22 protein-coding genes are annotated in these 18240 nt (G+C 66.7%); 8 read left to right on the plus strand and 14 right to left on the minus strand.

All coding sequences use genetic code 11. The annotated features are described in order from the left end of the window. Positions 1-192 precede the first annotated feature (192 nt). Both ACSFA7_RS01795 and ACSFA7_RS01800 read right to left on the minus strand, forming a co-directional pair. The gene (locus ACSFA7_RS01795; protein WP_435497797.1) at positions 193-1047 is read right to left on the minus strand and encodes an NAD(P)-dependent oxidoreductase; all 855 of its coding nucleotides are present in this window, start codon (positions 1045-1047) and stop codon (positions 193-195) included. A 25-nt stretch (positions 1048-1072) separates the two neighbouring features. Further along, positions 1073-1840 carry an SDR family oxidoreductase gene (locus tag ACSFA7_RS01800; RefSeq protein WP_435497798.1) on the minus strand — a complete coding sequence of 256 codons (768 nt, stop codon included), beginning with the start codon at positions 1838-1840 and terminating at the stop codon, positions 1073-1075. Positions 1841-1979: 139 nt separating this feature from the next. Between ACSFA7_RS01800 and ACSFA7_RS01805 the strand changes: the two genes are divergently transcribed. Then, positions 1980-2810 carry an AraC family transcriptional regulator gene (locus ACSFA7_RS01805; protein WP_435497799.1) on the plus strand — a complete coding sequence of 277 codons (831 nt, stop codon included), beginning with the start codon at positions 1980-1982 and terminating at the stop codon, positions 2808-2810. A 6-nt stretch (positions 2811-2816) separates the two neighbouring features. Here the strand turns inward: ACSFA7_RS01805 and ACSFA7_RS01810 are convergent, their stop codons facing one another. From ACSFA7_RS01810 to ACSFA7_RS01845, 8 genes are all read right to left on the minus strand, one after another. Continuing rightward, the gene (locus ACSFA7_RS01810) at positions 2817-3791 is read right to left on the minus strand and encodes a hypothetical protein (RefSeq protein ID WP_435497800.1); all 975 of its coding nucleotides are present in this window, start codon (positions 3789-3791) and stop codon (positions 2817-2819) included. A gap of 34 nt (positions 3792-3825) precedes the next feature. Further along, complete coding sequence (locus ACSFA7_RS01815) at positions 3826-4506, minus strand: AAA family ATPase (RefSeq protein WP_435497801.1); 681 nt, start codon at positions 4504-4506, stop codon at positions 3826-3828. Then, entirely contained in the window at positions 4503-5123 is a 621-nt protein-coding gene (pnuC, locus tag ACSFA7_RS01820; protein ID WP_435497802.1) for a nicotinamide riboside transporter PnuC, read from the minus strand. The genes ACSFA7_RS01815 and pnuC overlap by 4 nt, the downstream gene beginning before the upstream one ends. Positions 5124-5145: 22 nt before the next feature. After that, positions 5146-5424 (minus strand): cell division protein FtsB, encoded by a 279-nt coding sequence (gene ftsB / locus ACSFA7_RS01825; protein WP_206178322.1) that lies wholly within the window; start codon positions 5422-5424, stop codon positions 5146-5148. 96 nt (positions 5425-5520) lie between these two features. Next, a complete protein-coding gene (gene eno, locus ACSFA7_RS01830) occupies positions 5521-6804 on the minus strand; it encodes a phosphopyruvate hydratase (protein ID WP_013540608.1) in 1284 nt (427 codons plus the stop codon). Positions 6805-6831: 27 nt separating this feature from the next. Beyond that, positions 6832-7122, minus strand: a complete 291-nt coding sequence (locus ACSFA7_RS01835; protein ID WP_280809918.1) for a DUF1330 domain-containing protein — start codon at positions 7120-7122, stop codon at positions 6832-6834. Next, positions 7119-7976 carry a 3-deoxy-8-phosphooctulonate synthase gene (kdsA, locus tag ACSFA7_RS01840; RefSeq protein ID WP_435497803.1) on the minus strand — a complete coding sequence of 286 codons (858 nt, stop codon included), beginning with the start codon at positions 7974-7976 and terminating at the stop codon, positions 7119-7121. The genes ACSFA7_RS01835 and kdsA overlap by 4 nt, the downstream gene beginning before the upstream one ends. Then, positions 7973-9652 (minus strand): CTP synthase, encoded by a 1680-nt coding sequence (locus ACSFA7_RS01845; protein ID WP_435497804.1) that lies wholly within the window; start codon positions 9650-9652, stop codon positions 7973-7975. The genes kdsA and ACSFA7_RS01845 overlap by 4 nt, the downstream gene beginning before the upstream one ends. A gap of 123 nt (positions 9653-9775) precedes the next feature. Between ACSFA7_RS01845 and coaBC the strand changes: the two genes are divergently transcribed. From coaBC to ACSFA7_RS01865, 4 genes are all read left to right on the plus strand, one after another. Then, positions 9776-10999, plus strand: a complete 1224-nt coding sequence (gene coaBC / locus ACSFA7_RS01850) for a bifunctional phosphopantothenoylcysteine decarboxylase/phosphopantothenate--cysteine ligase CoaBC (RefSeq protein WP_435497805.1) — start codon at positions 9776-9778, stop codon at positions 10997-10999. Continuing rightward, on the plus strand, positions 10999-11454 hold the full coding sequence (locus ACSFA7_RS01855; RefSeq protein WP_435497806.1) for a hypothetical protein: 456 nt from the start codon (positions 10999-11001) through the stop codon (positions 11452-11454). The genes coaBC and ACSFA7_RS01855 overlap by 1 nt, the downstream gene beginning before the upstream one ends. After that, a complete protein-coding gene (gene dut, locus ACSFA7_RS01860) occupies positions 11455-11901 on the plus strand; it encodes a dUTP diphosphatase (protein WP_306877456.1) in 447 nt (148 codons plus the stop codon). A gap of 187 nt (positions 11902-12088) precedes the next feature. Next, positions 12089-12589 carry an outer membrane lipoprotein gene (locus tag ACSFA7_RS01865; protein WP_435497807.1) on the plus strand — a complete coding sequence of 167 codons (501 nt, stop codon included), beginning with the start codon at positions 12089-12091 and terminating at the stop codon, positions 12587-12589. Positions 12590-12648: 59 nt separating this feature from the next. On the opposite strand, the gene ACSFA7_RS01870 is transcribed toward ACSFA7_RS01865, so the two are convergent. Continuing rightward, positions 12649-13173 (minus strand): FKBP-type peptidyl-prolyl cis-trans isomerase, encoded by a 525-nt coding sequence (locus ACSFA7_RS01870; RefSeq protein WP_176658390.1) that lies wholly within the window; start codon positions 13171-13173, stop codon positions 12649-12651. Positions 13174-13187: 14 nt separating this feature from the next. Between ACSFA7_RS01870 and ACSFA7_RS01875 the strand changes: the two genes are divergently transcribed. The 3 genes from ACSFA7_RS01875 to ACSFA7_RS01885 all read left to right on the plus strand — a co-directional run bounded on the left by ACSFA7_RS01875 (position 13188) and on the right by ACSFA7_RS01885 (position 15181). After that, positions 13188-14330, plus strand: a complete 1143-nt coding sequence (locus ACSFA7_RS01875) for a JmjC domain-containing protein (protein ID WP_435497808.1) — start codon at positions 13188-13190, stop codon at positions 14328-14330. Continuing rightward, the gene (locus ACSFA7_RS01880) at positions 14320-14823 is read left to right on the plus strand and encodes a hypothetical protein (RefSeq protein WP_435497809.1); all 504 of its coding nucleotides are present in this window, start codon (positions 14320-14322) and stop codon (positions 14821-14823) included. Before ACSFA7_RS01875 ends, ACSFA7_RS01880 begins: the two co-directional genes overlap by 11 nt. 94 nt (positions 14824-14917) lie before the next feature. Then, the gene (locus ACSFA7_RS01885) at positions 14918-15181 is read left to right on the plus strand and encodes a hypothetical protein (protein ID WP_176658387.1); all 264 of its coding nucleotides are present in this window, start codon (positions 14918-14920) and stop codon (positions 15179-15181) included. A gap of 75 nt (positions 15182-15256) precedes the next feature. Here the strand turns inward: ACSFA7_RS01885 and ACSFA7_RS01890 are convergent, their stop codons facing one another. From ACSFA7_RS01890 to dapA, 3 genes are all read right to left on the minus strand, one after another. After that, positions 15257-16033 carry an MBL fold metallo-hydrolase gene (locus ACSFA7_RS01890; RefSeq protein WP_435497810.1) on the minus strand — a complete coding sequence of 259 codons (777 nt, stop codon included), beginning with the start codon at positions 16031-16033 and terminating at the stop codon, positions 15257-15259. A 5-nt stretch (positions 16034-16038) separates the two neighbouring features. Beyond that, positions 16039-17130: an outer membrane protein assembly factor BamC gene (gene bamC, locus ACSFA7_RS01895; RefSeq protein ID WP_435497811.1), complete on the minus strand. Its 1092-nt coding sequence runs from the start codon at positions 17128-17130 to the stop codon at positions 16039-16041. 141 nt (positions 17131-17271) lie between these two features. Then, positions 17272-18198, minus strand: coding sequence for a 4-hydroxy-tetrahydrodipicolinate synthase (gene dapA / locus ACSFA7_RS01900; protein WP_435498874.1), 927 nt, complete (start codon positions 18196-18198; stop codon positions 17272-17274). Positions 18199-18240 lie beyond the last annotated feature (42 nt).

The following is an 18240-nucleotide window of genomic DNA, read 5'->3' on the forward strand; positions in this document are numbered from 1 at the left end:
AATATTCAGCCAAACGGCATGCGGCATCGGCATCGGCATCGGCATCGTTGAAGCGGTACGGCGCGTTCCCGTAGTCCATCGCAGTGCAGTGGAAGAGCACGCTGCCGCTTCAAAGCAGGAACGTCGCGTGGTTGCAGTTCTATGACGCGGGGAATCCAGTTATCGCAATGCTGCGCAGCGACATCAGCGAGGCTAACGCATCACCTTCACCATCGCCGCCAACCGTTCGTTCGCAAGACCCGCATCCAACGACCGCTCGAACAACCCCATCAGGAATTCCGGAAAGCTCGCATCGAGCCCAGCTTCCCGCGCCTGCTTCACGAAAAGCCGCCCCGAGCCCGCGCAGGTGGCCATCGAGCTCTCGGGCTCGCCATAGCGGTTGGCGTGGATGGCTTGGCCCTCGGCGCTGATCATTTCGCCGAGCACCGGCGAGATCGCGCCGATCATCTGCGAGAAGGCGTCCACCCCCAGCCCTTCGGATTCGCAGATGCGCACGCCGTGGAAGAAACCGCTCATCGCGCCGAACATGCACGAGAGCGTGGCCAGGTCCCACGCAGCCGCGTTGCCGATGGGCTCGCCCATGTACTGGATGTTTCCGGCAACGGCTTCGAGCACCGGCCGGCAGGCGGTGAGGGCGCGTTCCTCGCCGGAGATGAAGAGCGGCGTGTCGGGCCGGCCGATCTGGCCGGGCGTGGCGAGCAGGGCGCCGTCCAGGTAGGCCACACCGCTCAGGGCGGCCCAGTCTTCGCGCGCGTCCTGCGGGGTACCGGTGCTCAGCTGCACCAGTACCTTGCCGCGCAGCGCGTCGGCCACGCCGGGTGCGGCGAGGATCGCGCGCGACGCCGTGTAGTCGGCCACGCAGACCAGCACGACGGGGCTGGCCTGCACTGCGGCGAGCGCGGTCGGCGCGAGCACCGTGCCCTGGTTCAACAGGGATGTCGCGCGTTCGGCGGTGCGGTTCCATACCGTCAGCGTGAATTTCGATTGCAGGGCGCGCGCGAGGGCCATGCCCATGGGGCCGAGGCCTATGAGAGAAACGTCTGTCATGTCATGTGTTCCTTGGGTGTTGATTTCAGTCCGCAGCCGGCGTGAGGTTCTGCCCCAGCCCACCATCGACGGTAAGCCGGGCCCCGGTCGTGAAGGTGGCCTCGAATGCGAAGAAAAGCACTGCGCGCGCCACTTCGGCGGCGGTGCCGTGCCGGCGCATCGGCGTGATCTGGTCGCCGATGCGGATGAACTCCGCGCGCTCCTCGGCCGTCGCATCGGCGATGCCGAGCGTGGGCGTGTCGATGAAGCCGGGACTCACCACGTTGACGCGGATGCCGCGTGTCACCAGCTCGGCCGCGAAGCCCGAGGCGAACGAGCGCAGCGCGGCCTTGGTGCCGCTGTAGACGCTCATGCCGTGCATGCCGCCCTCATCGGCGATGGACGAGGTGAAGACGATCGCGCTGCCCGGCGGCATCAGCGGCGCGAGGCGCTGCACGGTGAAGAACGGGCCCTTGGTGTTGATCGCGAACGCGCGGTCGTAGCCCGCTTCGGTCACCTGCTCGAAAGGCTCCAGCGTCGCGATGCCCGCGTTGATGTGCAGCAGGTCGATGTGGCCGAAGCGCTCGCGTGCCGTGGCGGCGAGGGTGTCGATGTCGGCCAGCGAGGCAGTGTCGGATGCCAGCACATGCGCGCCCGGGCCGAGCGTGTGGCGTGCCGCTTCGAGGTTCTCCGGATTGCGCCCGGTCACCAGCACCTCGGCGCCGCCGTCGAGCAGCGCCTGCGCCGTCGCCAGTCCCATGCCGATGGTGCCGCCGGTGATGACGGCCTTCTTGCCCGCGTAGGGTTTGTTCATGATTCACATGCCTTGAAACGAGTGGAGTTCATGGCTGCGAATGATCGGGATTGCCCCGCGAACGGTCGCGCACGTTCGGCCGTGCCGGAGCACAAACGGACGATGGCATGCAGTGCGGTCGCGGCAGATAATCTTCCGGATGAGCTACACCACCGATCTGGCACTGACGGCCGACAGCTTCGTGATGCCCGCCCCCTCCGGTCTGCGCGTCGACATGCGCCAGACCCCGGCCGGCGTGGTCGGCTACGAGGCATTGCCCGACCACCGCATCAAGCTCCACGCGGGCGCACCGGTGCCGGGCGCCTGCCGGCTGCACAAGTTCCTCTACACGCGCGGCGACCTCGACATCCTGCCGGCCGGCGCGACCGACGTCTGGCACGAGGAGGCGCCCAGCACCTCGATCGTCGTGCGCATGGCGCCATCGCTATTGCAGCGCACCGCCGACGAGATGGGGCTGCCGGCCGAGCGTGCGCGGCTCGGCGAGCGCCACCAGTTCCGCGATGCACAGATCGAGCACATCGCCCTGGCGCTCGATGCAGAGCGGCGCGCGGGTTTTCCGAACGGCACGCTGTACACCGACAGCCTGGGCACCGCGCTGGCGGTGCACCTGATCGCCGGGCAGAAGATCGAGACGGCGTCCGTGCAAGGGCTGTCGCGGCCGCAACTGCGGCGCGTGACGGAATACATCGAGGCGAATCTCGATGGCGATCTGTCGCTGTCCGCGCTGGCGGACATCGCGGGCCTGAGCGCCTCACACCTGAAGACGCAGTTCAAGCGCTCCACCGGCCTGCCGGTGCATGAGTACGTGGTGCACCGGCGCGTGGACCGTGCCCGCGGACTGCTGCTGCGCAGCGCGATGCCGGCGAGCCTCGTGGCACTGGAGAGCGGCTTCTCGCATCAGAGCCACATGGCGCGGTGCATGCGCCGCGTGCTCGGCGTGACGCCGGGCGAGGTCCGGCGCGCGGGCTAGTTCTGCCTAGCGGGCCTCATCGTCGAAGCCGCTGAACTCGATGTCGGGCGCGCTCGTGTTGTGCTTCGAGGGCAGGCTGCGGCCGAAGCGCACCTGCGTGGCCTGCAAGGACTTCACCTCGGGCAGCGGCCTGGCCTGTGATGCGGCATTCGGCGATTCCTGCCAGCGCACTTCGCTCATGTCCGCGTTGTCGGGCGTGACGTACATCGAGCGAAGCACCGCGAAGGGCTGCGTACTCGCCGTGGGTTTCGACAGCGTCACGTCCAGCGCCGTACGCTTGCGGCTGATCTCCTCCACGCGCGCCACGGCGCTGCCGCCGTTCGTGAAGCGCAGGTGGATCGCCAGCGGCTTCGTCGCTACGCGGATCGACGCGATGTTCACCACTGGCCGCCCCGCCTGCTCGACCGGCCCCAGCAGGAACGATGAACCGTACACACCATCGCCGAATCGCGCCTCGGGCAGCGGCTTCAGGCGCCAGTAGCCGTCGGAGGGGTACAGCACGATCGCCTCGAGCGCCTTGCCGTTCTCCTTCTTGAACACCTGCAGCAGGTGAAAGCCGCGGTCGTTGCGTGCACCCACCTGCACCGGCACGCGCTGCGGTCGCCAAAAGGTCGGCAGGGTCATGCCGACGATGCGCCACTCGGCGTTGTCCAGCAGCACCACGGTGCGCTTCTTGAAGCGGTGCGCAGGGTCGGTGGGGTGTGCGCCGCCGTCGAAATTGCAGCCCGAGAAGTCGGGCGCGGTGACGTCGTTGCCGATCTTGTCGAGGTAGTCGGGCTGCAGCGCCTCGATGCGCATGTGGCGGATGCCCTCGCCGCGCAGCACCATGGAAACGTTGTCTTCCTCGGCGCAGGCGGTGGTCGTGGTGCCGTTTTCGATGGTGGCGGCGACTGGGGCCGCGAGCGACGGGCCGGCCGACAGCAGCGCGGCGATGAAGAGGGGCAGGAGGGAGGCGGTGCGCGGGGCGGGGTGCAGGGGCATCAGGTCTCCGTTGAAGAAGAACGGCGGCGTGTGCTTATTCGCGCCGCCCGATCAGGTCTGTGAAAAGCCGATGTTCGCATTCCGGGTCGGAACACTTCTCGCAAGGCCATGTCCACGCGGCGGGCTTTGCATCGGCCTTGCCGCGCGCGCGTGCGCGGGTTTCGCGGTCTTCGCCGCTGGCGATCGAGTTGATGGCATTCCACGCGTTGGCCAGGCGCTCGCCGCCGGTGCCGTGCACGACGGTGAACGAGAGCTTCGCGCCCGTCAGCGCTGCGCGCACGAGCGTGTCGGTGGGCTGGCGGGCATGGGGGCCGTCGCGCAGGTGGTCGCCGACCCAGGGAATGTCGAGCGCTGTGAGCAGCGTGATGGCGTAGCGCCGCTGGGCTGCGAGGGCGTCGGCGTAGAGCGAACGGTCGTCGAAGAGCTGCTCGCTGTAGACCGCGGTCATGAGCGCGGTGGTGTCGGCGATCACCACGCCTGTTGCGGCGGCGATGTCGATGCGGCGCGTCTGTTCGTCGGCGATGGCCTGCTGCTCGTCGGGGCGCGGCGTGCGGCCTTCGCGATCGCACCATTCGCGCAGGTATTCGCCCACCAGCGTGGCGGGAATGCCGCGCTCCTGCAGGCGTTGCGCAATGGCGCGTGCCAGTTCGGTCTTGCCGGTGCTCTCGGCGCCCAGCACCGCGATGACGCAGCCGGTCGGCAGCATCGGCGTCATGCGCGCTCCAGCGCCGGCAGGCGCCGCCGCCATGCCAGGTAGCCGGCCACGCTGAGCACGGCGAACACGGCGTACAGGCCGACGGTGAGCCACAGGCCCTTGTGGATGAACAGGCCCACGCTCACGACGTTCACCGCGAGCCAGATGAGCCAGTTCTCGATGAACTTGCGCCCGAGCAGGAACTGGCCGACGAGGCTGAGGCCGGTGGCGAAACCGTCCCACCACGGCACGTCGGTGTCGGTGAAACGGCGAAGGAAGAGGGCGACCGCGGGCCACGCGATGGCGCAGGCGGCCAGGGTCAGCGTGATGCCGCGCGACGACAGCCGACTGACATGCAGCGCACTGCCGTCGCTGCGATGGCCGCGCAGCCATTGGAACCAGCCCCACAGCGCGACGAAGGCAAAGAACACCTGCAGCGACGCATCGCCGTAGATGCGCGCCCTGGCGAAGACCACGACGTAGAGCAGCGAACTGACGATGGCCAGCGGCCAGCCCCAGTGGATCTCGCGCATGTTGCAGCCGACCATCGCGAGCGCGAGAACGGCGGCCACGAGTTCGAGCCAGCTGACGGGGGAGCCCCAGAGCGCAAAGGCAGGGGCCGAGAGGAACTCGGGCATCAGCAGGCGAAGTGGTGAAGGGTCAGTGCGCGATTTGCACGAACACTTCGTTCGGCTTGACCATGCCGAGTTCCGCGCGAGCGCGTTCTTCGACCATTTCGAGCCCGTCCTTGAGGTCGTTGACCTCCGAGGCAAGGCGTTCGTTGGTGATCGTGGCCTTGGCGTTGGCTTCCTTCTGGTCGGTCAGCTTGGTCTGCAGTTGCTGCACGTCGCGCACGCTCCCGCGCCCGTTCCACAGCTGCCACTGAAGGACGGCCAGCAGGAGCAGCAGGACGATGGGGGGAACGAAGCGCGCGCGCATGAGCGTCTGTCTAACCCACCCGCACACCGAGGCCGCCGCGCTGCCGTTCCAAAGGGAGCGGCGAAGTGCGCGGCCTGGCGAGCCGGGTGGCTGGCATCACTTGAGGTTGTAGAACGCGCCGCGGCCCGGGTAGCTGGCGATGTCGCCGAGGTCTTCTTCGATGCGCAGCAGCTGGTTGTACTTGGCGATGCGGTCCGAACGCGAGAGCGAGCCGGTCTTGATCTGGCCGGCGTTGGTGCCCACGGCGATGTCGGCGATGGTGCTGTCTTCGGTTTCGCCCGAGCGGTGCGAAATGACGGCCGTGTAGCCTGCGCGCTTGGCCATCTCGATGGCGGCGAAGGTTTCGGTGAGCGTGCCGATCTGGTTGATCTTGATCAGGATCGAGTTGGCGATGCCCTTGTCGATGCCCTCTTGCAGGATCTTGGTGTTGGTGACGAACAGGTCGTCGCCCACCAGCTGCACGCGCTTGCCCAGGCGTTCGGTCAGGTGCTTCCAACCGTCCCAGTCGCCTTCGTGCATGCCGTCTTCGATGCTGATGATCGGGTACTTGTCGACCCAGTTGGCGAGCATGTCGGTCCAGCTCTCGGCCGACAGCGACAGGTTCTCGCCCGACAACACGTACTTGCCGTCCTTGTAGAACTCGCTCGCGGCGCAATCGAGGCCGAGGGCGATCTGCTCGCCAGCGGTGTAGCCAGCCTTGTCGATGGCTTCCAGGATCAGCTGGATGGCCGCTTCGTGGCTCTCGACGCTGGGAGCGAAGCCGCCTTCGTCGCCGACCGCCGTGCTGATGCCGCGGTCGCCCAGGATCTTCTTGAGCGCATGGAACACTTCGGCGCCGTAGCGCACGGCCTCGCGGAAGCTCTTGGCGCCCACGGGGATGATCATGAATTCCTGCAGATCGAGGCTGTTGTTGGCGTGCGCGCCGCCGTTGATGACGTTCATCATCGGCACCGGCAGCTGCATGCCGCCCATGCCGCCGAAGTAGCGGTACAACGGCAGGCCCGACTCTTCGGCCGCGGCGCGGGCCACGGCCATCGAGACGGCGAGGGTGGCGTTGGCGCCCAGGCGCGCCTTGTTGTCGGTGCCGTCCAGGTCGATCATCGTGCGATCGAGGAAAGCCTGTTCGCTGGCATCGAGGCCGAGCACGGCTTCGGAGATCTCGGTGTTGATGTTCTCCACCGCCTTCAGCACGCCCTTGCCGAGATAGCGGCTCTTGTCGCCGTCGCGCAGCTCGATGGCTTCGCGCGAACCGGTCGATGCGCCCGAAGGCACGGCCGCGCGGCCCATGGTGCCCGACTCGAGCAGCACGTCGCACTCGACGGTGGGGTTGCCTCGGCTGTCGAGAATTTCGCGGCCGACGATGTCAACGATTGCACTCATCTTTTTCTCTTTCTCAAATAAAACGGATCACAGACCTTCGACAACGATCATGCGCATGATCGCGGCGCCCTGGCGCGATTCGCGCGCCTTGCCGTATTCGGGCGATTCATTGAATTTCTTCGCGGCTTCGACGCTCGGGAACTTGAGGATCACGATGCGCTGCGGAGCCCAGTCGCCCTCGAGCACTTCAACCTTGCCGCCGCGCACGCACACCTCGGCGCCATGCGCCTTCATGGCTTCGGTGGACCACTTCTTGTAGTCCTCATACTGCACCGGGTTGGTGACTTCCACGTTGGCGATGATGTAGGCGCTGCTCATTGCTGAAAGATGTCCTCGAGGAAAGCGTTTTTCTTGGTGACCCGGTCGAGCGCCACGAGCGTCTCGAGCAGGGCCTTCATGTGCTTGAGCGGCACGGCGTTGGGGCCGTCGCTCAGTGCCTTGGCGGGATCGGGGTGCGTCTCCATGAAGAGGCCCGACACGCCCACGGCCACGGCCGCGCGCGAGAGCACCGGCACCATCTGGCGCTGGCCGCCCGAGGTCGTGCCCTGACCGCCGGGAAGCTGCACCGAGTGGGTCGCGTCGAACACCACGGGCGCCTTCGTCTCGCGCATGATCGCGAGCGAGCGCATGTCCGAGACGAGGTTGTTGTAGCCGAAGCTCGCGCCGCGTTCGCAGGCCATGAAGCTGTCTTCGTCCAGGCCCGCTTCTTTCGCCGCAGCACGCGCCTTGTCGATCACGTTCTTCATGTCGTGCGGCGCGAGGAACTGGCCCTTCTTGATGTTGACCGGCTTGCCCGATTGCGCCGCGGCGTGAATGAAGTCGGTCTGGCGGCACAGGAACGCTGGCGTCTGCAGCACGTCGACCACCTTGGCGGCCTCGGTGATGTCCTCGGTGGTGTGCACGTCGGTCAGCACGGGCAGGCCGAGCTCGCGCTTGACCTTGGCCAGGATCTCCAGGCCCTTGTCGCGGCCCGGGCCGCGAAAGCTGGTGCCCGAGGAGCGGTTGGCCTTGTCGAAGCTGCTCTTGAAGATGAACGGAATGCCCAGCGCCGAAGTGATTTCCTTCAGCGTGCCGGCGGTGTCCATCTGCAATTGCTCGGATTCGATCACGCAGGGACCGGCGATCAGGAAGAACGGTTGGTCCAGCCCGATGTCGAATCCGCAAAGTTTCATGCGACGGCCTTCAGGGCCTTGGTGCTTCCGGCACCCTGGTCCTTGTGTTCGAGCGCCGCCTTGATGAAGGCGTTGAAAAGCGGGTGGCCGCCCCACGGCGTCGACTTGAACTCGGGGTGGAACTGCACGCCCATGAACCAGGGGTGCACGTCCTGCGGCAATTCGACGATTTCGGTCAGGTGCTCGCGCTGCGTGAGCGCCGAGATCACGAGGCCGGCGGCGCGCAGCTCGTCCAGGTAATTGACGTTGGCTTCGTAGCGGTGGCGATGGCGCTCGGTGACCACGTCGCCGTAGATGCTGTGGGCCAGCGTGCCCGGCGAGACGTCGGAGCTTTGCGCGCCCAGGCGCATGGTGCCGCCCAGGTCGGACTTCGCGTCGCGCGTCTTCACGGTGCCGTCGGCGTCTTTCCACTCGGTGATCAGCGCGATCACGGGGGTGGGCGTCTCGGGGTCGAACTCGGTGCTGTTGGCGTTCTTCAGGCCCGCCACGTGGCGCGCGTATTCGATGGTGGCCACCTGCATGCCCAGGCAGATGCCCAGGTACGGCACCTTGCCTTCGCGGGCGAAGCGGGCGGCGGAAATCTTGCCTTCCACGCCGCGCTGGCCGAAGCCGCCCGGCACGAGGATGGCGTCGTACTTCGCGAGGCGCGAGACGTCTTGCGCGGAGATGGTTTCCGAGTCGATGTAGTCGATCTTCACGCGCGCATGGTTCTTCATGCCAGCGTGGCGCAGCGCCTCGTTGAGCGACTTGTAGCTGTCCGACAGGTCGACGTACTTGCCGACCATGGCGATCGAGACTTCCTGCTGCGGATGTTCGACCTCGTAGACCAGGTCGTCCCAGCGCTGCAGCTTGGCGGGCGGGGTATTGATGCGCAGCTTGTCGCAGATGAGGCCATCGAGGCCCTGCTCGTGCAGCATGCGGGGCACCTTGTAGATGGTGTCCACGTCCCACATCGAGATGACGCCCCATTCGGGCACGTTCGAGAACAGCGAGATCTTGGCGCGCTCGTCGTCGGGAATCGGGCGGTCGGCGCGGCACAGGAGCACGTCGGCCTGGATGCCGATGGCGCGCAGTTCCTTGGCGGTGTGCTGGGTGGGCTTGGTCTTGAGTTCGCCGGCGGCGGCGATCCAGGGCACGTAGCTCAGATGCACGAAGGCCGAGTTGTTCGGGCCGTTGCGCAGGCTCATCTGGCGCACGGCCTCGAGGAAGGGCAGCGATTCGATGTCGCCGACCGTGCCGCCGATTTCGACGATGGCCACGTCCACTTCGTGCGAGGTGCCGATGCCGGCGCCGCGCTTGATGTATTCCTGGATTTCGTTGGTGATGTGAGGGATGACCTGCACCGTCTTGCCGAGGTAGTCGCCGCGGCGTTCCTTCTCGAGCACGGTCTTGTAGATCTGGCCGGTCGTGAAGTTGTTGGCCTTGCGCATCCGCGTGTTGATGAAGCGCTCGTAGTGCCCGAGGTCGAGGTCGGTTTCTGCGCCGTCATCGGTGACGAACACCTCGCCATGCTGGAAGGGCGACATCGTGCCGGGGTCGACATTGATGTACGGATCGAGCTTGATGAGGGTGACTTGGAGGCCGCGCGATTCGAGGATCGCGGCGAGAGAGGCGGAGGCGATTCCCTTGCCAAGGGAAGATACGACACCACCGGTGACGAAGACAAATTTGGTCATGCCAGTTCCGGATGCGTGAATCCGGGCAGTGGGAAATTGCGATTATAGGTGTGCCCTTAGCGACACCTCCCGCCAAGGGCTTGTTGCCATTTGTTCGATGACCTATGAGCAACAATACGGTCCATGCAAGATCTCGCCGGAAAACACATTGTCCTGGGCCTCACGGGCGGCATCGCCTGCTACAAATCGGCCGAGCTTTGCCGGCTGTTCGTGAAGGCGGGGGCCACCGTCCAGGTGGTGATGACCGAGGCGGCCGAGCAGTTCATCACCCCGGTGACGATGCAGGCGCTCTCGGGGCGCACCGTCTACACCTCGCAGTGGGATGCCCGCGAGCCCAACAACATGCCGCACATCAACCTGAGCCGCGAGGCCGATGCGATCGTGCTGGCGCCGTGCAGTGCCGACTTCATCGCCCGCCTGGTGCAGGGCCGATCCGACGACCTGCTGAGCCTGATGTGCCTGGCCCGGCCGATGGACCGCATTCCGCTCCTGATCGCCCCGGCCATGAACCGCGAGATGTGGGCGCATCCGGCCACCCAGCGCAACCTGATGCAGGTGTCGGCCGACGGTGCAACGGTGCTGGGCGTGGGCAGCGGCTGGCAGGCCTGCGGCGAAACCGGCGACGGGCGCATGCTCGAGCCGGCGCAATTGCTCGAGGACATCACCGCCTTCTTCCAGCCCAAGCTGCTGGCAGGGCAGAAGGTGCTGGTCACTGCGGGCCCGACCTTCGAGGCGCTCGATCCGATTCGCGGCATCACCAACCACTCGTCCGGCAAGATGGGCTTTGCCATCGCACGGGCCGCCCGCGAGGCGGGCGCCGAGGTCACGCTGGTGGCCGGCCCGGTGCACCTGCCGACGCCGCGCGGCGTGACCCGTGTCGACGTGCTTTCCGCCCAGGACATGCTGGAAGCCACCACCCGCGCTGCGCAAAGTGCTAGCATTTTTGTAGCGACGGCCGCCGTCGCCGACTGGCGCCCGGCCACGCACAGCGACCAGAAGATCAAGAAGGACGGCAGCGGCAAGACACCGGTGCTCCACTTCGTCGAGAACGCCGACATCCTGCTCACGGTTGCCAAGAGCGATCGGGCGCAGGCCAAGAAACTGTTCTGCGTCGGCTTCGCGGCCGAGAGCGAGAACCTCGTCGAACATGCCAAGGCCAAGCGCGAGCGCAAGGGCATTCCGCTCCTGGTGGGCAACATCGGCCCGCTGACCTTCGGGCAGGACGACAACGCATTGCTGCTCGTGGACGCCAAGGGCGTGCGCGAGCTTCCCCGCGCATCCAAGCTCACGCTGGCGCGTGAACTGATGACCGAGATCGCCGCGCGACTTCCTGATTGGAGGGTCTGATGAATACCGAATCGAACACACCGCCCAATGGCGACTTCGCCCGATATGTCGAGCAGCTTTCGGCACGGGCCGCGCAGCCCAAGCGCGCGGCACAGCCGGGCGAACCGGGGCTCGACGTCGGCATGGCGCCCGCGCCCGGCCAGCAGGGCCCGGTCACGGCCGCGATGCAGCGCACCGACCTTTCGAACGGCGAAGTGCCGAAGCGGGAGTCGGGCGCGCTCAACCCGACGCTGCTCAAGGGGCTGGGTGTCGTGGGAGCGCTGGTGTTCCTGGTGCTGTGGTCGATCGGCGTGCCGTTCTTCGTGCTGGTCGCGGGGTTCGCTGCGGCTGCGTGGTTCGGCAAGAGTTTTTTCAAGGGTCTGAAGCTGACGCCTGGCGTGGCCAAGTGGCAGCAGGTGCTCGAAGAGGCCGCCCGCAAGCAAAGAGAACAGCAAAACAAGCAAGGCAGCAAATAAGTGAAAGTCGACGTCCGTATCCTCGATCCGCGCATGGTGGATCAATTGCCCGCCTATGCCACCCCCGGAAGCGCCGGCCTCGACCTGCGGGCCTGCCTCGATGCCCCGATCACGCTGGAGCCCAACGGCTGGCAGCTGGTGGGCACCGGCATCGCGATCCACTTGGCGGACCCGGCGTTCGCGGCGCTGATCCTGCCGCGCTCGGGCCTGGGCCACAAGCACGGCATCGTGCTGGGCAACCTCGTCGGCCTGATCGACAGCGACTACCAGGGCGAACTCAAGATCAGCGCCTGGAACCGCAGCGACACGCCCTTCGTGCTGCAGCCGATGGAGCGCCTCGCCCAACTGGTGATCGTGCCGGTGGTGCAGGCGCAGTTCCGGGTGGTCACGGAATTCGAGGCATCGCAGCGCGGCGAGGGCGGCTACGGCTCCACGGGCAAGCACTGAATCAGCACCAAAGCTGAAGCGAACCTGAGTAACCGCGAGGTAAGCGAGGGGTAAAGAACGGAACCCGGGTAGCGCACCGCTCTCGAAAGTTTCAGCATGTGTCTTGCGTCATCGCGGCAAAAGCTGCGGCGTTAGTCACAGGCAGGCGCACTTTCCACGCGCTGTTCTATCCGAGGAGCCTCTCAACATGAAGATCTCAATGCGCTTCGTATCCGTTACCGCATCCATGCTGGCCCTGGCCACGCTCACCGCTTGCGTCGCACCAGCGCCGATTTACCAGACCTCGCGCTACCCATACCAGGCACCGCCGCAGGCCATCCAGTACCGCGAGGCGGCCTACGTCGAGTACGGCCACGTGGCCAACATCGAGGTGCTGCGCAGTGAAACCGCCGGCACCGGCACCTCCGGCGGCGGTGCAGTCGCCGGTGGTCTCATCGGCGGCGTGGTCGGCAACCAGTTCGGACGCGGCCAGGGCCGTGCGGCCGCCACCGCGCTGGGCATCGTGGGCGGTGCCCTGCTGGGCAACACCATCGAGGCCCAGCAGAACGGGCCGCGTGCCTATGAAAGCTACCGCGTGTCGGTGCAGACCGACCACGGCGGTTATCGGGCGTTCGACGTGCAAAGCCCGGGCGACCTGCGCATCGGCGACCGGGTGCGCATCGACAACGGCCAGATTTCGCGCATGTAAGCCGCTCCTGCGGGCACAAAAAAACCGGGCAGTGCCCGGTTTTTTCACGTCTGCAGTCCTCAGTGCAGCATCTGGTTGCCCGGTGCCATCGGCGGCACCTTGAAGAAGGCCGTACCGGCCGTGCCGCGGCCGACTTCTTCTTCCGTCGCCTCGCGCACCGACCGCACCGTGATGTCCAGGCGAATCGCGATGCCGGCCAGCGGATGGTTGCCGTCGAGCACCAAGTGGTCGGGGTAGATTTCGGCGACCGTGTAGAGCGCGTCCCGCGGGATGCCGTCGCTCACGCCCTTGGGCAGGGCGGAGCCGTCGAAGGTCATGCCTTCTTCCGTGCCCTCGGGAAACAACGAGCGCGGCTCGAGAAAGAGCAACTGGTCGTTGAAGTCGCCGAAGCCCTGTTCGGGCTCGACCTGCAGTTGCACACGGGCGCCGGGCTCATGGCCTTGCAGGGCCGCCTCGATGACGTCGAAGAGATCGTCGCCGCCCACCATGAATTCGACCGGCTCGTCGAGCACATCCAGCACGTCGCCGAGCGTGTCTTTCATCGTCCAGGTCAAACCGACCACGCATTGTTCAGAGATTTCCATTGCAGAATTCTCCCATGGAGACTACACAACCGCTGCCGTTGCTCGGCGGCCTGAGCGCCGCGCAGTTCATGCGGCGGTACTGGCAGAAAAAGCCGCTGCTGGTCCGCCAGGCCATTCCCGCCATGGTGCCACCGATCGATCGCAGCGCATTGTTTGCGCTGGCCGAGCACGAGGAGGTGGAATCGCGCCTCATCCGTCATGGCAAATCCGGTTGGTCGCTCAAGCACGGCCCGCTCTCGCGGCGTGCCCTGCCGCCGCTGAAACAACCCGCCTGGACCCTGCTGGTGCAGGGCGTCGACCTGCACCACGAGGGCGTGCACGACCTGCTGCGGCAGTTCCGCTTCCTGCCCGATGCGCGCCTGGACGACTTGATGATCAGCTACGCGAGCGACACCGGCGGCGTCGGCGCGCATTTCGACAGCTATGACGTGTTCCTGCTGCAGGCGCAGGGCCGCCGCCGCTGGTCCATCGGCAAGCAGGGCGACCTGCGCCTGCAGCCGGACGTGCCGCTCAAGATCCTCGAGAACTTCGAGCCGGAAGAGACCTTCGTGCTCGAGCCCGGCGACATGCTCTACCTGCCGCCGAAGTACGCCCACGAGGGTGTGGCGGTCGGCGACGACTGCATGACCTTTTCCATCGGCCTGCGCTCGTCCGCCATGGGCGAACTCGGCGCCGATCTGCTCGCGCGCATGGCACAGGCCTATTCGGAAGACCTCGAGGACGCCGGCCCCGCGGAGCTGGCGCGCTACCGTGATCCGACGCAGCCCGCCGTCGATGCTCCGGCTGCGATGCCGGCCGCGCTGCAGGACTTCGCACGCAAGGCCGTCGAGGCTGCGCTGCGCGACCCCGACGCCATCGACCGCGCCCTCGGCGAATCGCTGACCGAGCCCAAGGCCAACATCTGGTTCGACGAAGGCGGCGACGTGCCCGATGCGATGCAGCACGTGGTGCTCGACCGCCGCACGCGCATGCTCTACGACACGCGCCACATCTACATCAACGGCGAGAGCTTTCGAGCAGGCGGCGCCGATGCCACGCTGATGCGAAAGCTGGCCGACCAGCGCGCGCTCGGTCCGCGCGAACTGGCCCGCGCCAGCGAGGGGGCTTTGACGCTGCTGGGGGAGTGGTGCGAGGCGGGCTGGATTCATGCCGACTGATGACACGCCGCCGCTGCTGCCGGAAGGCCGCTTCGACGGCCGAGAGGCGTTCGGCGCGATCGTGCGCAATGCACTGTCGACGGCCGCGCGCGAGGGCTGGAAGGAAATCGTGTTCAGCGATCCCGACTTCGCCGACTGGCCCCTGGGCGAACGCGCCAGCATCGAAGCGCTGCAGGCCTGGTCGGCCAGCGGCCGGCGCTTCGTGCTGCTTGCCCAGCGCTTCGATGTGATCGAGCGCGGCCACGCGCGCTTCGTGCCGTGGCGCCGCATGTGGGACCACATCATCGAATGCCGTGCCGCCGGCAAGGCGGCCGGCGCCGAGGTGCCGAGCGCGATCTGGACGCCCACCTGGTTCGCGCACCGCATCGACCCCGAGCGCTGTCGTGGCGTCTGCGGCACCGATCCGCGCGCCCGCCGCGAACTGCGCGAAGCCATCGACGAGAGTTGGCGCCTTGGCCGGCCGGCATTTCCGGCATCGACGCTCGGCTTGTAAGCCAATGCCGCGAATGCGGCCGCGAGACACATTCAGGCGGAGATGCGGGTCTAGAATTTTTTCGTTCCAGACATTCTTTGCCAAAGGAGTTCTCATGAAGAAGTCGTCGTCCGTCCTCATTGCCTCGTTGATCGCCGCTGCCGCACTCGTTGCCTGCGGCAAGAAAGAGGACGCTGCCCCCGCGGTCGTGACGCCTCCACCTGCGCCCGTGACCGAGCCCGCAGCGCCGCCTGCTGCCGCACCGGCGCCTTCCGCCGACCCGGCCGCAACCGCGCCTTCGCCCGCTGCTTCGTCGGCGCTGGACGCTGCAAATGCCGCCACAGAGGCCGCAAAGAAGAACGAAGCACCCAAGCAATAAGCCGGGTTCTTCACAAAGCAGAAAGCCGCCCCAGGGCGGCTTTTCTACTGGGGCCGGCAGCAGGTCAGCTGGCGGTCAGACATCCAGCCAGGGCGAGCCCTCGGCCGCCGTGGCGGTAAGCATTTCCGCCTCATGGCCACCCAGCGCCTCGGCCATCAGGCGCCGCACGATGTCGGGCCGGTTGTTCTGCTCGCTCAGGTGTGCCGCGACCACATGGCGCAGGCCGTCGTGGCGTACCGCGCGCGCGATGTCCGCTGCCGCCGCGTTCGACAGGTGCCCGTAGTTGCCGCCGACGCGCAACTTGAGGAAGGGCGGGTAGGCCGAGTTGGCCAGGAGGTCGCTGTCGTGGTTGAACTCGAGCAGCAGCGCATGCACGCCGCTCAGACGGTTCAGGACGTGCGCGGTGGCATGTCCCAGGTCGGTCAGCACGCCGAGCGTGCGCGCCCCGTCGGTGCAGCGCAGCTGCAGCGGCTCGCGCGCATCGTGCGGCACGGTGAAGGGCTGCACGCCGATGTCGCCCACGGCGAACTCCGCGTCGTCGCGCGCCAGGTTCAGCCGGCCCTCGAAGTCGCGGCCGCCCGTGGCAAGCCAGGTGCCTTCGCTCATCCAGACGGGAATGCGGTTGCGCCGCGAGAGCGTGTGGGCGCAACCGATGTGGTCGCCGTGCTCGTGGGTGATGAAGATGGCGTCGATGTCGCCGGCGGCGAGGCCCGCCTGGGCCAGCCGCTGATCGAGCTGCCGGATGCCGAAGCCGCAGTCGATCAGGAGCCGGGAGGTGCGGCCGCCGCTGGTCGCTTCGACCAGCGCGGCATTGCCCGTGCTGCCGCTGCCGAGGCTTCGGAAGCGGAGCATGCGGGTTACTTCAGGTCGTCGGCAATGACCTTGACGATGCGCTGCGCGTTGGCCGAAGTTTCGGGCGCACCGGCTTCGTTCTGCACCGAGACCGTGGTGGCTTCGCCCTGGCTCTTGACCAGGATGCGGAACTTGATCGGCGTTTCGTTCTTGGACGAGCCGCTGAAGAGCTTGCCGAAGAAGCCTTCTTCCTTCTTGTCAGGATTCGGGGTCACGTAACGCACGTAGTAGATGCCGGCGCTGCGGTCGCGGTCTTCCACGGTGAAGCCGGTGCGGTCGAGCGCGAGGCCGACGCGGCGCCATGCGCGCTCGAAGCCTTCGCTGATCTGCACCACGGGCTGGTTGCCCACGCTCGCGATGGTCGCGGTCTTCGCCGGTGCCGAGGTGGCGGCCAGGATCTTCGACTGTTCTTGCGAAACGCCCAACTTGACCATCAGGCGGCGCAGGAACTCGGTCTCGAGTTCAGGGTCGCTCGGGCGCGGCTGCCACACGGTCTGGTCCTGGCGCAAGTTGTTGTAGACCTCCTGCATGCCGCGGTGGCTGATGAAGATCTCGGTGCCGTTGGTCGTGCGCTCGATGCGGGTGCGGAAGCGGTCGAGTTCGCCGGTCGAGTAGACCGAGTCGACCAGCTTGCCCAGCGTGCCGCGGATGATGTCCTGCGGCAGCTTGGCGCGGTTTTCGGCCCAGTCGGTTTCCATGATGCCGAGGTTGCGCTGCTCGGTGGTCAGCAGGAAGCCGCTTTCCTGCCAGAAGTCCTTCACCGGGTCCCAGAGCTGGTCGGGCGTGCGGTTGACGACGATCCAGCGCTGCGTGCCCGCGCGCTCCATGCGCACATCGCCGATGTTGGCGACGGCGGTGGGCACGCCCGGCGCGTTGGCGATGCCGGTCTGGTACGAATTGGCGGTGACTGCGCCGCCGGGCACCGCGTAGCGGTTGTCGCGCGAAAGCTGCGACAGGTCGGGCGGGACTTCGAGCGTCGGGGCCTTGCCGGCGCTCTTGTAGTCGATCTTGTCGCTCTCGAGCACGGAGCAGGCGGCGAGGCTGGCAACGAGGGTGGCCAGCAGTGCATATCGCGAAAGTTGCGAAAGGTTCTTCAACGTCGTCTTCCTTGTTGGAATGGTTCGGTCAATCTATGGGCCGCAGTGCCCGCCATCTCTGAGCACGGATCGGGCAAAAGGTTGCTTAACCTTGTTGCGGCCAGGGAAAAGCGGATCGCAGGCGTGTGTTGGGGATGGGGCTCAGTGGTTGAGCAGGCCGGTGGCGCGCAGGGCGCCCTCGACCGCCGGACGGCTGGCTTCGCCGAGTTCGGTGAGCGGCAGCCGCAGGGCGCCGCCGCACAGGCCGAGCCGGGCCATGGCCCACTTGAGCGGGATCGGATTGGGCTCGACGAACAGGTTGCGGTGCAGCGGCATGAGTTCGAACTGGATCTGCATCGCGCGCTTCACGTCGCCGGCGAGGGCGGCCACGCACAGTTCATGCATCTTGCGCGGAGCGATGTTGGCCGTGACACTGATGTTGCCTTGGCCGCCGCAGAGCATGAGCGCGACGGCGGTCGGGTCGTCGCCCGAATAGACGGCGAAGTTCTTGGGCACATCGCGAATCAGCCACTGGGCGCGTTCGATGTTGCCGGTGGCTTCCTTGATGCCGATGATGCCGGGCACCTGCGCGAGCCGAAGTACCGTGTCGTGCGCCATATCGGCAACGGTGCGGCCGGGCACGTTGTACAGAACGACGGGCAGGTCGCCCACGGCCTCGGCGATGGCCTTGAAGTGCTGGTACTGGCCCTCTTGCGTGGGCTTGTTGTAGTAGGGCACGACCTGCAGTTGCGAATCGGCGCCCACGCCCTTGGCGAATTTGGCGAGCTCGATGGCTTCCTTGGTCGAATTGGCGCCACAGCCGGCCATCACGGGCACGCGGCCCTTGGCCTGCTCGACCGAGACGCGGATGATTTCGCAGTGCTCTTCCACATCGACCGTCGGCGATTCGCCGGTGGTGCCGACCACGCCAAGGCAGTCGGTGCCTTCGTCGATGTGCCAGTCGATGAGTCGCCGCAGGGCGGGGTAGTCGACACTGCCGTCGTCGTGCATCGGCGTGACGAGCGCGACGATGCTGCCTGTCAGTTGCTCCAAGGGGGAATCTCTTTGTCGGTGGACGAAAGCGCCGATTCTACTTACTCCGGGCACAGCCAAGGCAGCGGGCCCGGCCCC

This window comes from Variovorax trehalosi, assembly GCF_051216415.1.
Lineage (GTDB): Bacteria > Pseudomonadota > Gammaproteobacteria > Burkholderiales > Burkholderiaceae_C > Variovorax.

Excerpts from the sequence above, each read along its gene's own strand:
- ACSFA7_RS01815 (WP_435497801.1), bottom strand. The coding sequence starts at position 4,506 with ATGACGCCGATGCTGCCGACCGGCTGCGTCATCGCGGTGCTGGGCGCC.
- ACSFA7_RS01885 (WP_176658387.1), top strand. The coding sequence starts at position 14,918 with ATGAAGAAGTCGTCGTCCGTCCTCATTGCCTCGTTGATCGCCGCTGCC.
- ACSFA7_RS01870 (WP_176658390.1), bottom strand. The coding sequence starts at position 13,173 with ATGGAAATCTCTGAACAATGCGTGGTCGGTTTGACCTGGACGATGAAA.
- ACSFA7_RS01865 (WP_435497807.1), top strand. The coding sequence starts at position 12,089 with ATGAAGATCTCAATGCGCTTCGTATCCGTTACCGCATCCATGCTGGCC.
- pnuC (WP_435497802.1), bottom strand. The coding sequence starts at position 5,123 with ATGCCCGAGTTCCTCTCGGCCCCTGCCTTTGCGCTCTGGGGCTCCCCC.
- ACSFA7_RS01810 (WP_435497800.1), bottom strand. The coding sequence starts at position 3,791 with ATGCCCCTGCACCCCGCCCCGCGCACCGCCTCCCTCCTGCCCCTCTTC.
- ftsB (WP_206178322.1), bottom strand. The coding sequence starts at position 5,424 with ATGCGCGCGCGCTTCGTTCCCCCCATCGTCCTGCTGCTCCTGCTGGCC.
- ACSFA7_RS01795 (WP_435497797.1), bottom strand. The coding sequence starts at position 1,047 with ATGACAGACGTTTCTCTCATAGGCCTCGGCCCCATGGGCATGGCCCTC.
- ACSFA7_RS01890 (WP_435497810.1), bottom strand. The coding sequence starts at position 16,033 with ATGCTCCGCTTCCGAAGCCTCGGCAGCGGCAGCACGGGCAATGCCGCG.
- eno (WP_013540608.1), bottom strand. The coding sequence starts at position 6,804 with ATGAGTGCAATCGTTGACATCGTCGGCCGCGAAATTCTCGACAGCCGA.
- coaBC (WP_435497805.1), top strand. The coding sequence starts at position 9,776 with ATGCAAGATCTCGCCGGAAAACACATTGTCCTGGGCCTCACGGGCGGC.
- ACSFA7_RS01855 (WP_435497806.1), top strand. The coding sequence starts at position 10,999 with ATGAATACCGAATCGAACACACCGCCCAATGGCGACTTCGCCCGATAT.
- ACSFA7_RS01880 (WP_435497809.1), top strand. The coding sequence starts at position 14,320 with ATGCCGACTGATGACACGCCGCCGCTGCTGCCGGAAGGCCGCTTCGAC.
- kdsA (WP_435497803.1), bottom strand. The coding sequence starts at position 7,976 with ATGAAACTTTGCGGATTCGACATCGGGCTGGACCAACCGTTCTTCCTG.
- ACSFA7_RS01805 (WP_435497799.1), top strand. The coding sequence starts at position 1,980 with ATGAGCTACACCACCGATCTGGCACTGACGGCCGACAGCTTCGTGATG.
- ACSFA7_RS01835 (WP_280809918.1), bottom strand. The coding sequence starts at position 7,122 with ATGAGCAGCGCCTACATCATCGCCAACGTGGAAGTCACCAACCCGGTG.
- ACSFA7_RS01800 (WP_435497798.1), bottom strand. The coding sequence starts at position 1,840 with ATGAACAAACCCTACGCGGGCAAGAAGGCCGTCATCACCGGCGGCACC.
- ACSFA7_RS01845 (WP_435497804.1), bottom strand. The coding sequence starts at position 9,652 with ATGACCAAATTTGTCTTCGTCACCGGTGGTGTCGTATCTTCCCTTGGC.
- ACSFA7_RS01875 (WP_435497808.1), top strand. The coding sequence starts at position 13,188 with ATGGAGACTACACAACCGCTGCCGTTGCTCGGCGGCCTGAGCGCCGCG.